Origin of the sequence: Nocardia cyriacigeorgica (assembly GCF_010868145.1) — a bacterium.
Taxonomy (GTDB): Bacteria; Actinomycetota; Actinomycetes; order Mycobacteriales; family Mycobacteriaceae; genus Nocardia; species Nocardia cyriacigeorgica_D.
On sequence record NZ_JAAGUY010000031.1, the window covers coordinates 41,251 to 55,726 of the forward strand.

A 14,476-nucleotide genomic window follows, 5' to 3' on the forward strand; every position below is an offset into this window, starting at 1 on the left:
TGCTCGCCGATACCGATACGCTGCACGCATGCCGTATCTGGAACGTGATGGGGATGTGTTCGTGCTCTACCTCGGCAACGAGGGCCAGACCGACAGCGAGAACCGCTTCCACCCGGACTGGATCGCCGAGATCCACGCCCATCTCGACACCGTCGAGGCCTCCGAGGGCCCGGCCGCGCTGGTGAGTACCGCCTCCGGCAAGTTCTACAGCAACGGCCTCGACACCGACTGGCTGTTCGGCAACCTGGATCAGATGCACGGCTACCTCGACAAGGTGCATTCGATCTACACCCGGCTGCTGACCTTCCCGATGCCGACCGTCGCGGCCGTCAATGGACACGCCTTCGGCGCGGGCGCCATGCTGGCCACCTCGCACGACTTCCGCCTGATGCGCGCCGATCGCGGCTTCTACAGCCTGCCCGAGGTGCACCTGGGTATGCCGTTCACCATCGGGATGAACGCCCTGCTGACCGAGCGGCTGACCAACCAGGTCGCGGTCAAGGCCATGACGACCGGGCATCGCTTCCCGGCCGATGAGGCCATCGCCGCAGGCATCGTCGACGGTAAGGCCGAAGCCGACGCGCTGGTCGCCGCCGCGGTCGCGCAGGCGGCGGCGCTGGCCGGTAACCGCAAACCGAACCTGCCGGTGATCAAGCGCGCCCTGCACGCCAACGCTCTGGCCGGGCTCGCCGTGCCGACCACACCGGAGAACCTGGCGTTCGCCGCCGGATAGCCACCCGGCGACTCCGCTCGGCCACGGCGGCGTGCGCGGGCGTCGGTCCCCAGTGCGACACTGAATGCCATGTCACCCCCGCGCAGCGGTCAGTCCGATCAGCGCAGCGCCGACACCGCCCGGCGCGGCGTCGGTGATTCGCGTCACGACGACGGCGCTGCTCGCGGAGGTCTCGTCCCGCACTCGGAAGTCGCGCGCGCCGCTATCGCCGCGGCCTCGGATGAGCTGATCGCGCTCTCGCACTCCATCCATGCCGAACCGGAGCTGGCCTTCGAGGAGACCCGCAGCGTCGCCAAGGTGATCGCGCCGCTGGCCGCCCGCGGGTTCGACATCGAGACCGGTGTGGCCGAGCTGCCCACCGCTTTCCGCGCCACCTACGGCAGCGGTGAACTCACCGTCGGGCTGTGCGCCGAATACGACGCACTGCCCGAACTCGGACATGCCTGCGGGCACAACATCATCGCCGCGAGCACCGCAGGTGCGGCACTCGGCCTGGCCGAGGTCGCCGACGCGCTCGGCATCACCGTCGTCGTGCTCGGTACGCCTGCCGAGGAGAGCGGCGGCGGCAAGGTACTGATGCTCGAACGCGGCGTCTTCGACGACATCGCGATGGCATTGATGGCGCATCCCGGCCCGTACGACATCGTCGGTGCGCGTTCGCTGGCGCTTGCCGACCTGTCGGTGGTCTTCCACGGCCGTGAAGCGCATGCCAGCGCCGCGCCGGAAGAGGGTCGCAACGCGGGTGATGCGGTCACCGTCGCGCAGGTCGCCATCGGCTTGCTGCGCCAGCATCTGCGGCCGGGCCAGCAGCTGCACGGTATAGTCGGCGACGGTGGCGTAGCCCCCAACATTGTGCCCGGACGTGCGGAACTGCTGTATTACCTGCGAGCAGCCGACTCCGCATCCCTCGGCGAACTGATGCGGCGAGCATCCGATTGCTTCGAGGCGGGCGCCCTCGCGACCGGCTGCACCCACGACATACGGACGCTCGCGCCCACCTATACCGAGCTCACCCCTGATCCGGCACTACTGTCTGCCTATCGAGAGCAGATCGCCGGTTTGGGACGGACGCCGATCGCGCCCGAGCTCGAAGCGCAGCGACCGCTCGGGAGCACGGACATGGGCAACGTCACCAACGTCATCCCGGGGATACACCCGGTCATCGGCATCGATGCCGATGGCGCGGTGACGCATCAGCCCGGTTTCGCCGCGGCCAGCGTCAACGCCTCGGCCGACCGAGCGGTGATCGATGCGGCCACGGCGCTCGCGCGTACCGCGATCGTGGTGGCAAGCGATGCACTACACAGAGACAGGTTGTTGCAACGGCTCGTTCAGCGACAGGAGGAGTTTCGGTGAGTAGTTCGGTACGTACCGGACAGGAAGTGGTCGACGCGTGGCTGGCCGAGCACACGGTCGATCTCGTCCACTGGCGGCGCCACATCCACGCCAACCCGGAACTATCGCGTACCGAGTTCGGCACCACCGAATTCGTCGCCACCTGGCTCATCAAGGCCGGGCTCACGCCCAAGGTGCTGCCCGGCGGCACGGGTCTGATCTGTGACATCGGCCCCGAGAGCCCGCGGATCGCGCTGCGCGCCGATATGGACGCGCTGCCGATGCAGGAGTTCACCGGGCTGAGCTTCGCCTCCACCGTGCCCGGTGTCTCCCATGCCTGCGGTCACGATGCGCACACCACCATCCTGCTCGGGACCGCGCTCGCGCTGGCCGAGGCGGACCTGCCGGTCGGCGTGCGGTTCGTGTTCCAGCCCGCCGAAGAGGTGATGCCCGGTGGTGCCCTGGATGCGGTCGCCGCGGGCGCCATGGAGGGTGTGGACCGGATCTTCGCGTTGCATTGCGATCCGCGGCTCGAGGTCGGCCGGGTCGGTATCCGGGTCGGTGCGATCACCTCGGCTGCCGACACCGTCGAACTGGTCCTCGATTCGCCGGGCGGGCATACCTCACGGCCCCATCTGACCAGCGATCTGGTCTACGCCATCGGCACCATCATCACCGGTCTGCCCGGTCTGCTCAGCCGCCGCATCGATCCGCGCACCAGCACGGTGATGGTGTGGGGTGCGGTCAGCGCGGGCAAGGCACCCAATGCGATTCCACAGACCGGCATGCTCACCGGCACCGTGCGCACCGGCGATCACGCCACCTGGTCGCTGCTCGAGCCGATGGTGCACGAGATCGTCGACGGCCTGCTGGCCCCGACGGGCGTGCGGTACCAGCTCAACTACCGTCGCGGCGTGCCGCCGGTCGTCAACGACGAGCACTCCACCCGGATGTTCGAGCAGGCGATCCGTGCCGTCGGCCCCGATGCCCTGGCCGACACCCCGCAATCCGGCGGCGGCGAGGACTTCTCGTGGTACCTGGAAGAGGTTCCCGGTGCCATGGCACGCCTCGGCGTGTGGTCCGGAGAGGGCGATCAGCTCGATCTGCACCAGCCCACCTTCGACATCGACGAACGTGCACTCGCCGTGGGCGTGCGGGTGCTGAGCAACATCGTTCTACAGGCCGGCTGATAACCCTGGCGCGGGGCCGCGGCGGGGGCAGGACCTGCCGTTGCAGCAATACACCGGCCGGCAAAGCCTCACATTTCGAGCGAAGCGAGACCGAACACGCGGTGCCGAAGGCGCCGCAAATCAAGCACTGAAGTTTCCCGGGCCGACGTTGCGGCTGTTGCGGGTGCGCAGGGCGTGGACGTAGTCCTCGGGGGCGCCCGCCTTCTCCGCGGCGTCGGCCATCACGCCGAGGTAGCGCGCCGAAGGCAGTCCGCCTTCGTAGGCGTCGAGGACGTAGAGCCAGGCCAGGATCGGTTCGGTGCCGCTCCCCGGGCTCGGGGTGACGCGCAACCGGATCTTGCGATGGATGCCGAAATCCGAACCCTCCCAGCGGTCCAGCCGCTGCTCGTCCTCGGGTGAGACGTCGTAGAGCACGACGAACACCCGGGAGCCGGGCTCCTCGACGACAGTGGCCAGCGGGCCTTCCCAGCCGATGTCGTCGCCGCTGAAGGTGAGTCGCCAGCCCTCCAGCCACCCCGTTCCGGACATGGGGGAGTGCGGACAGCGCTCGAGCATCTGGGACGAGTCCATGTTGGACCCGTAGGCGGCGTAGATCGGCACCAAGAAAGGGTAACCGGTGTTGGATTTGCCGCGCTTGCGGCGCGGCATACCGCGTCGATCCGGCGCGGGCCTGGCCGGATAACGTTGACGAGAACCGGAGATCCCGGTCCAACTGCTCGAGCGGAGGTATCCATGACCCGCATTGCGATCATCGGTGGCGGACCGGCCGGATACGAGGCGGCGCTGGTGGCGGCCCAGCACGGTGCCGAGGTCACGCTGCTCGATTCCGACGGTATCGGCGGGGCGTGCGTGCTGTGGGACTGCGTGCCGTCGAAAACCTTCATCGCCTCCACCGGCGTGCGCACCGATCTGCGCCGCGCCCGTGATCTCGGCATCACCCTCGATCCGAGTCAGGCCATGGTGCGTTTGCCCGAGGTGAACTCGCGAGTGAAGGCGCTGGCGCTGGCCCAGTCCTCCGATATCCGCTCCAAGCTGCAGACCGTCGGCGTGACGGTGCTGGCCGGTCGCGGGCAGTTGATCGATCGTGCCACCGGCCTGGCCGCGCATCGAGTGCGCGCGATCCTCGATGACGGCACCGAGGAGGTCATCGAGGCCGAGGTGGTGCTCATCGCCACCGGGGCGAGCCCGCGTGTGCTGCCCGGTGCCGAACCCGATGGTGAGCGCATCCTCAACTGGCGTCAGCTCTACGACCTGACCGAACTGCCGGAAACCCTTGTGGTGGTCGGTTCCGGTGTCACCGGCGCCGAATTCGTCTCCGCGTACACCGAAATGGGAGTGCGGGTGAAGCTGGTGTCCAGCCGCGACCGGGTCCTGCCCGGCGAGGACGCGGACGCGGCCCTCGTCTTGGAGGAGGCGCTGGCCGAGCGCGGTGTCGAGCTCGTCAAGCACGCACGCGCCGATGCTGTGGAGCGCACGGCGGAGGGCATCGTGGTGAAGCTGGCCGACGGGCGCACCGTCTCCGGATCGCATGCATTGATGACTGTCGGTTCGACGCCCAATACCGCTGATCTCGGTCTCGACCGTGTCGGCATCGAACTCGACCGCGGCGGATACCTGCGTGTCGATCGCGTTTCGCGCACCTCGGTGCCAGGCATCTACGCCGCGGGCGACTGCACAGGTCTGCTGCCGCTGGCGTCGGTGGCGGCCATGCAGGGCCGGATCGCGATGTACCACGCGCTGGGCGAGGGCGTGAACCCGATCCGGCTCAAGACCGTTGCCTCCGCGGTGTTCACCCGGCCCGAGATCGCCACCGTCGGTGTCAGCCAAACCGCCATCGATAATGGTGAGGTCCCCGCCCGGACGGTGATGCTGCCGCTGAACACCAACCCGCGCGCGAAGATGTCGGGGCTGCGGCGCGGCTTCGTCAAGATCTTCTGCCGCCCGGCCACCGGTGTGGTCATCGGTGGTGTCGTGGTGGCGCCGATCGCCTCGGAGCTGATCCTGCCGATCGCCCTTGCAGTACAGAACAACCTGACCGTCACCGATCTGGCACAGACCTTCTCGGTGTATCCCTCACTGACCGGGTCGGTGACCGAAGCCGCTCGTCTGCTCATGCGTCACGACGATCTGGACTGAGCGACCCCTGCGCGGAACCGGGACGAGTGTTCCTGCGAGTGGGTAGGTTTCGTCACGTTGCCTGCACGGCACAGTTGTGGTTCACTTCCCGCAGAGATGCGATCGATGGGTGGTCGTGAGGTTTGGTGTCGGGGGGTTTCCTTTCCTGACGCGAACGACGGGCAGCCCTGGGCTGCTGTCAGTCCGAGCGTCTCACCAAAGACAGCTGAGTGCGATCCCTACGGGACCGCACCCGGGAAAGGGATTGGGCGAAAAGTGAAACATCGTAAGCCGAGTCGGGCGCAGCGAGCGATGGCGAGTACTTCGTTGCCGTTGGCCACCGCGGCGGCCGTAGCCACTCTGTTCGCATCGCCGGCGGGGGCCGTTCCGAACGAACAGCCGGATAATCCGGCGCCGACGCAGGACGAGTCGCCGAGCCAGCCGGGCACCACACAGCCGGAGCAGTCGCAGTCGCCGACGCAGCCGGGTGTCACCGACCCCGCGCAGCCGGAGAACCCGCAGGGCAACGCCACTCCGAGCCAGCCGGGTGTCACCACCCCGAACACCGACAACGACCAGAAGGACCCGAAGCTGGCCGCGCCGCGTCAGCCCGGTGTCACCGCACCGCGTGTTGCGCCGCTGCCGGTGCCCGGCCAGGGCCCCGTCCAGCCGGTGGTCGTGCCGGAGCAGAAGCCCGGCGAGGTCGACCCGAACCGTCCCGGTGTCGTCGATCCGCGCGCCGAGGGTGTCGTCACACCCGAGGGCGGCAGCGAGGCCGAGCCTGCCATCGACGGCGACCGTGCGCGCGCCATCGAGCCGGGGTCCGAGTCGGAGACCCAGACCCTGGTGCAGCCGCAGTGGGAGGCCCCGCGCCTCGACGCCGCTCCTGCCGCTCCGGTCGTGCAGATGACCGGCCCGCACGCCGAGGTCGGCGCCACCATCGATGCCGGTGGCCTGCTGCCCGGCCATCTGGCCAACACTCATCACTTCACCAATGAGGCCGGCTACGTCGGCACCGTCGGATACAGCACGCCGACCGGTCGTGGTGACGCGGGTATCGCGTGGGAGTACCTGGACCAGAACCACATCAAGGTGAACACCTTCACCGGTGGCGCCGGCCTGGCCGACAACAAGTTCGAGACCGTGCTCGACACCACGCAGCTCAACGCCGCGAAGGCGACCGTCGAGCAGTGGATCGCGCAGCAGCCGGGCGGCGTGGCCGCGCTCGAGGCGGCGTCGCAGGTTAAACTGCCGACTATCGTGCAACCGGGCAACTTGGAACCGCAGACGATCAATGTCGCTGGTGTCACCACCCAGTGGGGTGGCTCGCTCCAGTACTGACATGTGCTGAATCGGCGGGTGGGGCGGTCGTTCGCGGCCGCCCCACACGTGTGTCCAGGGGAAAGGATTGGGTGTGTCCGGCGACGGCGAAGGCAAGGACAGCGGGTCCGGCGGATCGGATTTCGGCCCACCGGTAGGAGACTTCGGGCCTCCGGTGTCGGATTTCGGCCCGCCCCTCAGCGATTTCGGCCCGCCGACCACCGGCGGCCCCGATGTGGGGTGGAAGGCGGAATCGGCGCCCGAGAAACCAGGTCTGACCTGGCGCCCGGCCGGTGAGCCCGCACCGGAGCCGCCGCCGAGCGTGCCCGCACCGCCGCCACAGTTCCGCGCGCCCGACAGCTCCGCCTTCCTGGACAATCAGCCGCGCGCGCCCCGCCCCGAACCCGCGGATATGGGCGAGGACCGCACCGTCCGTCTGTCGACCACCGATGATGAGACCTGGTGGAATCAGCCGACCAAATCCGGTGAGCCGCCCGCACCGCCTGCCGAGCCCGCGCAGGAACCCGGCCTGTCCTGGGCTGACGATCCGATCGCCAAGCGCCTGACACCGCAGTCGGTGAGCGAAGCGCTGGCGCGTCCGACCAAGCCGAAGCGCCCGATGGGCCCGATCATCGCCGGATCGGCGGCGGTCGTCGCCGTGCTGGTCGCGCTCACCCTGACCATCGTGCTGATGACCGGTGACGACAGCGACGCCGAATCCGCCCAGGCGCCCGCCACGACCAGTGCCGCACTGAGTTGCCCGGCCAGCAAGGACGGCAATGTCACCGTCGGCAACGGTCCGGGCGATACCGCGAGCGGAGCTGGAGCCATCCTCGGCTACCAGCACGCGTTCTATGCCACCCGCGATGGCGCGAAGGCGCACAGCTTTGCGGCGCCGGGCGCGAACTTGTTGCCCGTCGCGGATCTGCAGCAAGTGATCGACGGGGAGATTCCGCAGGGCACCACCTACTGCCTGCGCATGACCGAGCGGGAGTCGGCCGTCTTCGACGTCGATCTGACCGAGCATCGCCCCGACGGCACGACGTTTGTTTACCGGCAGACCGTGCAGACAGTCGACCAGGGTGGCAAGCATCTGATCCTCGCCATCCTGGATCGGTGAGCCGTCCGAACGCTGGCTCGATCTGAAAGCCTCGCGATGCGAGGGTTCACGAAAGCTGCATGGGTGCAACGATTTTCGCAGAGTTTGTGCGACGATTGCCATTGCTTTGCGGGGAATCTCTCCGGTAGTGTTCGGGACGCAATCTAGGGAGGGAGTACCCATGTTGAAGAAGTCGTTCGCCGGTGCCGTGATCGTGGTCGGCCTGCTGTCTGCCGGGGCGACCGTTGCGCCCGCTATCGCGGTGGCCGGTCCTTGCCAGCCGGGTGTCAGCACGGACTGTAAGGACACCAAGAAGCAGCCTCCGTGCCAGCCGGGCGTGACGAAGGACTGCAAGGGCAAGAAGCCTGAACGGCGATAGTCTTCGAAGGTGAACGTCACGGCCTCATCCCGATCTCGGGGTGGGGCCGTTCCGTTTCCCCACACTTTCCGTATCTCAAACTATGGGATGATGATTTCACGATATGGTCATTGATATGCGACAGTGAACAAGGCGCACCTCGCGTAATCTCTGGAGGTTCCATGTCGCAGCACCTTCCGCCCCTGGCCGGACGACTGAGCGGCCTGACCAGCTCGGCCATCCGTGACCTGCTCAAACTCACCACCCGCGCGGAGATCATCAGCCTCGCCGGCGGTTTACCCGACGCGGCGCTGATGCCGCGTGAGCGGATCGCGGTAGCCGCCGACGCCGCACTACGCGACGCCGCATCCCTTCAATACACCGAATCGCCAGGATGGGGGCCGCTGCGCGCCCTGCTGGCCGAACGTGAGACCGCCCGGCTCGGCCGCACCGTCCCGCTCGACGAGGTGTTCGTGACCCACGGCTCCCAGCAGGCGTTGTCGCTGCTGTCGGAGGTGCTGCTCGATCCGGGCGCACTGGTCGTTGTCGAAGATCCGGCCTACGTCGGGGCACTACAGGTGTTCCGGGCGGCAGGCGCGCGGATCGTGGCGCTGCCCCTGGATGCCGACGGCATGCGGACGGACCTGCTCGGTGAGCTGCTCGCCCGAGGTGAACGTCCCGCCGTCGTGCATACGGTGAGCAACTTCCACAATCCGGGTGGGGTCACCATGAGTCCGGCACGACGGCGCGAACTGGCTGCGCTCGCCGACCGGTACGGCTTCTGGGTGATCGAGGACGACCCCTACGGTGAGCTCTGGTTCGACAAGCCCGCCCCGGACCCGGTCGCGACGTATTCGCCGAAGGTGATCCGGCTGTCGAGTGCATCCAAGATCCTGGCGCCGACCCTGCGGGTGGGCTGGATGGTCGCACCGGATCCGGTGTGCCGCGCGGTGGAGCTGCTCAAACAGGGCGCCGATCTGTGCGGTTCGGCGCTGACGCAGCAGATCGCCACCGACCTGCTGGCGGACACCCACTGGCTCGCCGGGCATATCGATACCGTCCGCACCGCATACGCCGAACGTGCGACCGCACTCGTCACCGCACTTCGTGACCGCTTCGGCGATCGCATCACCAGCACCGATGCCGCAGGCGGCATGTTCGTGTGGGCAGATTTCACCGACGGCACCGACACGACGGCGCTACTTCCACACGCCCTCGACGCGGGCGTCGCCTATGTTCCCGGACAGGCGTTCTCGGTGAGCACTCCGCGACCGCAGTCGCTGCGCATGTGCTTCACAACAGCCGCGCCTGACACCCTCGCCGAGGCAGTGGACCGGCTCGACCGCGCCGTTGCCACGCAGGAGGCGCCGGTTCAGTCGGCCCAGTTGTAGGTGCGCTCGACCGCCTTGTTCCACGCGTCCAGACGACCCTGTCGATCGTCGTCGGTCATGGTGGGCTCCCAGGTCTTGTCCGCTGCCCAGTTGGTCTGAATGTCGTCGGTACCCGCCCAGTACCCGACGGCCAGGCCGGCGGCATACGCGGCGCCGAGCGCGGTGGTCTCGTTGACGACCGGTCGTACCACCGGGACACCGAGAATGTCGGCCTGGAACTGCATCAGCAGCTCGTTGCTCACCATGCCGCCGTCCACCTTGAGGGTGGTCAACTCCAGTCGCAGCTGCTGGGATTCGGCGTCGGCACGCATCGCATCGGTGACCTCGCGGGTCTGGAACGCGGTGGATTCGAGCACCGCCCTGGCCAGGTGGGCCTTGTTCACGAAACGAGTCAGCCCGGTGATGACGCCCGCGCGCGTCCGGCCGCCAGCGCGGGGCGAACAAGCCGGAGAACGCGGGCACGATGTAGGCACCCCCGTTGTCGTCGACGCTGCGTGCCAGCGGCTCGATCTCGGCGGCCGAGGAAATGATGCCCAGATTGTCGCGGAACCATTGCACCAGCGAACCGGTGACGGCGATCGAACCCTCGAGCGCGTAGACCGGCGCTTGCTCGCCGAGGCGATAGCAGACTGTGGTGAGCAGACCGTGTTTGCTGAATACCGGCGTCGTTCCGGTATTGAGCAACATGAAATTGCCGGTGCCGTACGTGTTCTTGGCGTCCCCGGGGGACAGGCAGGCCTGGCCGAAGGTGGCGGCCTGCTGGTCGCCGAGGATGCCGCCCACCGGAACACCCGCGAGCGGGCCGGAGCTGATCTCCGCATACACCTCCGACGAGCTGCGGATCTGCGGCAGCATCGCCGTCGGCACACCGAATTCGGCGCAGATCCGGCCGTCCCATTGCAGCGTGCGCAGATCCATCAGCATGGTGCGGGAGGCGTTGGTGACATCGGTCAGGTGCTGACCGGTCAGGTTCCACAGCACCCAGCTGTCGATGGTGCCGAAGCACAGCTCACCCGCTTCGGCGCGTTCGCGCGCACCCTCAACGTGATCGAGAATCCAGCGCAGCTTGGGGCCGGAGAAGTACGTCGACAGCGGCAGACCGGTGCGGTCCTGGTACCTGGTCCGGCCGACCTCGCCCGCCAGCTCGGTGCACAGCGCCTCGGTGCGGGTGTCCTGCCAGACGATCGCGTTGTGGATCGGTTTGCCGGTGGTGCGGTCCCACACGACGGTGGTCTCCCGCTGATTGGTAATGCCCACCGCCGCGATATCGGCGGCGGTGATGCCGGTGGCCGTCAGCGCTTCGCCGAGCACCGCTTCGGTGTTGTGCCAGATCGCCTCGGCATCGTGTTCCACCCAGCCGGGACGCGGGAACAGCTGTTCGTGCTCGCGTTGAGCGATGCCCGCGACGCGCCCAGCGCGGTCGAAAACGATGCACCGACTCGACGTCGTTCCCTGATCGATGGCGGCCACATAGCGTCGCATTGGTGCAGGCTACCGGAACCCGCGGCCGGTCACGGCGGGCTCGGGGCAACCAGGAAACCCAGGCGCACAAGGGCGTCGCACACCTGGGGTGAAGCTGCGGCGATAGGGTGTAGTCGAAGCTCGAACGCGCCCGATCACAGACCACAACGTCGACCTCCGACGCTTGCGTCGGTTGGAGGAGCCGAGCAATGACCAAGAAGCCCGAATCGCAGTTCCTCGGTCCGCAGCAGCGCCTGGACGCCTGGGGCCGGCTGGGCAAGGACCATTTCGACGTGGTGGTCGTCGGCGGTGGGGTGGTCGGCGCAGGCATCGCGCTCGACGCCGCGACGCGGGGACTGCGGGTCGCGCTGGTGGAGGCGCGCGATCTCGCCTCTGGGACGTCGAGCCGCTCGTCGAAGATGTTCCACGGCGGGCTGCGGTATCTGGAGCAGCTCGAGTTCGGCCTGGTTCGCGAGGCGCTGGCCGAACGCGAACTATCCATGTCGATGTTGGCGCCGCATCTGGTGAAGCCGCTGCGATTCCTCTATCCACTGACCCGCCGGGTGTGGGAACGGCCCTATGTGGCCTCCGGTCTGCTGCTCTACGACACCATGGGCGGCGCGAAATCCGTTCCCGGACAGCGCCACCTGAGCAGGCACGGTGCGCTGCGGCTGGCCCCTGGACTGCGCCGCGACTCGATGATCGGCGGGATCAGCTACTACGACACCGTCGTCGACGACGCCCGCCACACGATGACCGTGGCCCGCACCGCCGCCCACTACGGCGCGGCGATCCGCACCTCGACCCAGGTCGTCGGCTTCCTGCGCGAGGCCGATCGAGTGGTCGGGGTCAAGCTGCGCGACAGCGAGGACGGGCGAACCACCGAGACCCGCGCGCATGTGGTGATCAATGCGACCGGCGTCTGGACCGATGAGATCCAGGCCCTGTCCCATCAGCGCGGGCGCTTCCATGTGCGTGCGTCCAAGGGCGTGCACATTGTGGTCCCGCGCGATCGGATCGTCAGCGATGCGGCGATCATCCTGCGCACCAAGACGTCGGTGCTGTTCGTGATCCCGTGGGGCAGTCACTGGATCATCGGCACCACCGACACCGACTGGAATCTCGACCTCGCGCATCCGGCCGCGACGAAAGCCGATATCGACTACCTGCTCGAGCACGTCAACCGGGTGCTGGTCACCCCGCTCACCCCGGACGATATCGACGGTGTGTACGCCGGTCTGCGGCCGTTGCTCGCCGGGGAGAGCGACGACACCTCGAAGCTCTCACGCGAACACGCCGTGGCCAGGATCGCGCCCGGCCTGGTCGCCATCGCGGGAGGGAAGTACACCACCTACCGGGTGATGGCCTATGACGCGGTCGATGAGGCGGCGCAGGACATTCCGGCCCGGGTGTCACCCTCCATCACCGAGAAGGTGCCGCTGCTCGGCGCCGACGGCTACTTCGCGCTGGTCAATCAGACCGTGCAGCTGGCCGAGGACTATGGCGTGCACCCCTATCGGATCAAGCATCTGCTCGACCGCTACGGCTCACTGATCGACGAGGTCATGGCCGTGGCCGATGGTAAGCCCGAACTGCTGCAACCGCTGACCGACGCACCGTCCTACCTGCAGGTCGAGGTGGTCTACGCCGCCGCCGCCGAAGGCGCGCTGCACCTGGACGACATTCTGGCCCGGCGCACCCGCATCTCCATCGAGTACTCCCATCGCGGTGCGGACTGTGCCGAGCAGGTGGCGAGGCTGGTAGCACCGGTATTGGGCTGGGATGACGACGATGTCGACCGGGAGGTCGGCCTCTATCTGGCCCGGGTCGAGGCCGAGATCTGTTCCCAGACCCAGCCCGACGACGCAGGCGCCGACGCGTTGCGGGTGGCCGCTCCGGAGCCTCGTCCAGAGATTCTGGAGCCGGTCCCGCTGGATCGGTGAGCTCCGCGAGGAGCCGCCGCCAGCGGACTCAGACCGTTGCGGTCTGCATCGTTCGCAGCTCACCGGCATGGTGAGCGCAGAAGACTCGGACATCGTCGCCCTTGGTGGCGATCAGCTCGCGCAGTCGCTGCTGGTTGTCGATCCTGGATTCGGCCACCGTCTGCACGAGGCGTTCGAAGACGGTGATGCCCAACGGCTGATGCGGATGAGTGGCGTCGAGGGTGCCGGGGTCGAAGTAGGCGTCACCGGCGCTGAGCAGCCAGCCGTCGCCGGTATCGACGGCCACACCCGCATGTCCTCTGGTGTGCCCGGCCAGTGGAATCAGCAGGATCTCCGGCGGTAGTCCGGCCAGTTCACGCACTGCCTCGAACCCGAACCACGGCTCGCCCTGTTCGTCGTGCACCTGCCAGTTCGGGCCGTGCTCGAATTGGATCGCGCGGTAGCGGAACCGTTCCCTTGGTCCGTATTTACCTTCCAGTGCCTGCATTTCCTCCGAGTAGACATGGACGCGGGCGTGCGGGAAGTCGGCAAGGCCGCCCGCGTGATCGAGATCAAGGTGGGTCAGCACGATGTCGCGGACGTCCTCGCGCCGATATCCGAGCTGTTCCACCTGCGCGACCGCCGTCCGCGCCGGATCGAGGACGGGCCTGGTCATCTGAATGAACTGGCTGCCAAGCCATTCGGCGGGACGGCGCACGGCTTGTTCGCCGATACCGGTCTCCACCAGCACCAGGCCGGTGTCGTGCTCGATGAGCAGGCAGTGGCAGACCATCTCGCCGCGGTGCAGCAGTCCGCCGGTTCCGGTGAGCAGGCGGCCGCCGAAGGGGCGCATCGTTCCGCCGTCGAGGTGATGGATCTTCATCGGGACAACTCCTGGTCCAAGAGGGTGCGGAGGTGGTCGGCGACCGCGCGCAGCGGCGCTATATCGCGGGTGGTCTTGGCGAGTAGCAGTGCGCCCTCGAGCATGGCGAGCGCGACGGTGGACAGGTGTTCGGTGCGTTCGGCGTCGATGCCCTTGGCGCGGAGGAAATCCGCGATGGTGATTCGCCAGGATTCGAAGCCATCTGCGCAGGCGGTGCGGATCGGTTCGCTGTCGGTGGCATCGAGCGCCACCGAGGCCAGCGGGCAGGCGCGTTCGAAACCGGATTCGGTGAGTGTGGTTGCCAGCAGGTCGAAGACGGCGTCGATATCGCCGTGTTCGAGCGCGGCCGCCAAGATCGCGTTCAGCTTTCTGCTCGACTGGCCGAGCGCCTCGGCAGCGAGTTGTTCCTTGCCGCCGGGGAAGTGGAAATACAGCGAGCCCTTGGGCGCTCCGCCCGCGCTGACCAGCTGGTTGAGTCCGGTGGCGTGATAGCCCCTGGTGTGGAACAGGTCGGCGGCGGCATCGATGAAGCGCTGCCGCGAGTCCGTACGTGGTGTCACGACGGAGACGTTACGCCAACTATGACGACCGGTCTAGTGAGCGATGGACCCAGCCGCGCGTCACCGCGCGCGTGGTGCTGGCCACCGCGGACGTGGAGGCGGTCGGATT

12 protein-coding genes and 1 pseudogene are annotated in these 14,476 nt (G+C 67.7%); 9 read left to right on the plus strand and 4 right to left on the minus strand.

The features are described 5' to 3' along the window. Positions 1-28 precede the first annotated feature (28 nt). From GV792_RS25525 to GV792_RS25535, 3 genes are all read left to right on the plus strand, one after another. The gene (locus GV792_RS25525) at positions 29-733 is read left to right on the plus strand and encodes an enoyl-CoA hydratase-related protein (RefSeq protein WP_163827227.1); all 705 of its coding nucleotides are present in this window, start codon (positions 29-31) and stop codon (positions 731-733) included. A gap of 69 nt (positions 734-802) precedes the next feature. After that, the gene (locus GV792_RS25530; protein WP_256668299.1) at positions 803-2,089 is read left to right on the plus strand and encodes a M20 family metallopeptidase; all 1,287 of its coding nucleotides are present in this window, start codon (positions 803-805) and stop codon (positions 2,087-2,089) included. Continuing rightward, positions 2,086-3,258 (plus strand): M20 family metallopeptidase, encoded by a 1,173-nt coding sequence (locus tag GV792_RS25535; protein ID WP_309138642.1) that lies wholly within the window; start codon positions 2,086-2,088, stop codon positions 3,256-3,258. Before GV792_RS25530 ends, GV792_RS25535 begins: the two co-directional genes overlap by 4 nt. 120 nt (positions 3,259-3,378) lie before the next feature. On the opposite strand, the gene GV792_RS25540 is transcribed toward GV792_RS25535, so the two are convergent. Then, on the minus strand, positions 3,379-3,858 hold the full coding sequence (locus GV792_RS25540) for a gamma-glutamylcyclotransferase (protein WP_163827229.1): 480 nt from the start codon (positions 3,856-3,858) through the stop codon (positions 3,379-3,381). A 132-nt stretch (positions 3,859-3,990) separates the two neighbouring features. Here GV792_RS25540 and GV792_RS25545 point away from each other — a divergent pair, with 132 nt between their 5' ends. From GV792_RS25545 to GV792_RS25565, 5 genes are all read left to right on the plus strand, one after another. After that, complete coding sequence (locus tag GV792_RS25545; protein WP_163827231.1) at positions 3,991-5,394, plus strand: NAD(P)H-quinone dehydrogenase; 1,404 nt, start codon at positions 3,991-3,993, stop codon at positions 5,392-5,394. Positions 5,395-5,685: 291 nt separating this feature from the next. Beyond that, positions 5,686-6,714 (plus strand): hypothetical protein, encoded by a 1,029-nt coding sequence (locus tag GV792_RS25550; protein ID WP_256668300.1) that lies wholly within the window; start codon positions 5,686-5,688, stop codon positions 6,712-6,714. A 73-nt stretch (positions 6,715-6,787) separates the two neighbouring features. Then, positions 6,788-7,813 (plus strand): hypothetical protein, encoded by a 1,026-nt coding sequence (locus GV792_RS25555; protein WP_256668301.1) that lies wholly within the window; start codon positions 6,788-6,790, stop codon positions 7,811-7,813. A gap of 160 nt (positions 7,814-7,973) precedes the next feature. After that, positions 7,974-8,171 (plus strand): hypothetical protein, encoded by a 198-nt coding sequence (locus GV792_RS25560; protein ID WP_163827236.1) that lies wholly within the window; start codon positions 7,974-7,976, stop codon positions 8,169-8,171. A gap of 161 nt (positions 8,172-8,332) precedes the next feature. Further along, positions 8,333-9,541: an aminotransferase-like domain-containing protein gene (locus tag GV792_RS25565; protein ID WP_163827237.1), complete on the plus strand. Its 1,209-nt coding sequence runs from the start codon at positions 8,333-8,335 to the stop codon at positions 9,539-9,541. Here GV792_RS25565 and glpK read toward each other — a convergent pair. Beyond that, positions 9,523-11,023: pseudogene (gene glpK / locus GV792_RS25570) on the minus strand (glycerol kinase GlpK). The gene GV792_RS25565 and the pseudogene glpK sit on opposite strands and share 19 nt — an antisense overlap. A gap of 188 nt (positions 11,024-11,211) precedes the next feature. Here glpK and glpD point away from each other — a divergent pair. Then, on the plus strand, positions 11,212-12,945 hold the full coding sequence (gene glpD, locus GV792_RS25575) for a glycerol-3-phosphate dehydrogenase (RefSeq protein WP_163827238.1): 1,734 nt from the start codon (positions 11,212-11,214) through the stop codon (positions 12,943-12,945). A 28-nt stretch (positions 12,946-12,973) separates the two neighbouring features. On the opposite strand, the gene GV792_RS25580 is transcribed toward glpD, so the two are convergent. Both GV792_RS25580 and GV792_RS25585 read right to left on the minus strand, forming a co-directional pair. Then, on the minus strand, positions 12,974-13,807 hold the full coding sequence (locus tag GV792_RS25580) for an MBL fold metallo-hydrolase (protein ID WP_163827240.1): 834 nt from the start codon (positions 13,805-13,807) through the stop codon (positions 12,974-12,976). Continuing rightward, positions 13,804-14,367 (minus strand): TetR/AcrR family transcriptional regulator, encoded by a 564-nt coding sequence (locus tag GV792_RS25585; protein ID WP_163827242.1) that lies wholly within the window; start codon positions 14,365-14,367, stop codon positions 13,804-13,806. Before GV792_RS25585 ends, GV792_RS25580 begins: the two co-directional genes overlap by 4 nt. Positions 14,368-14,476: the final 109 nt, after the last annotated feature.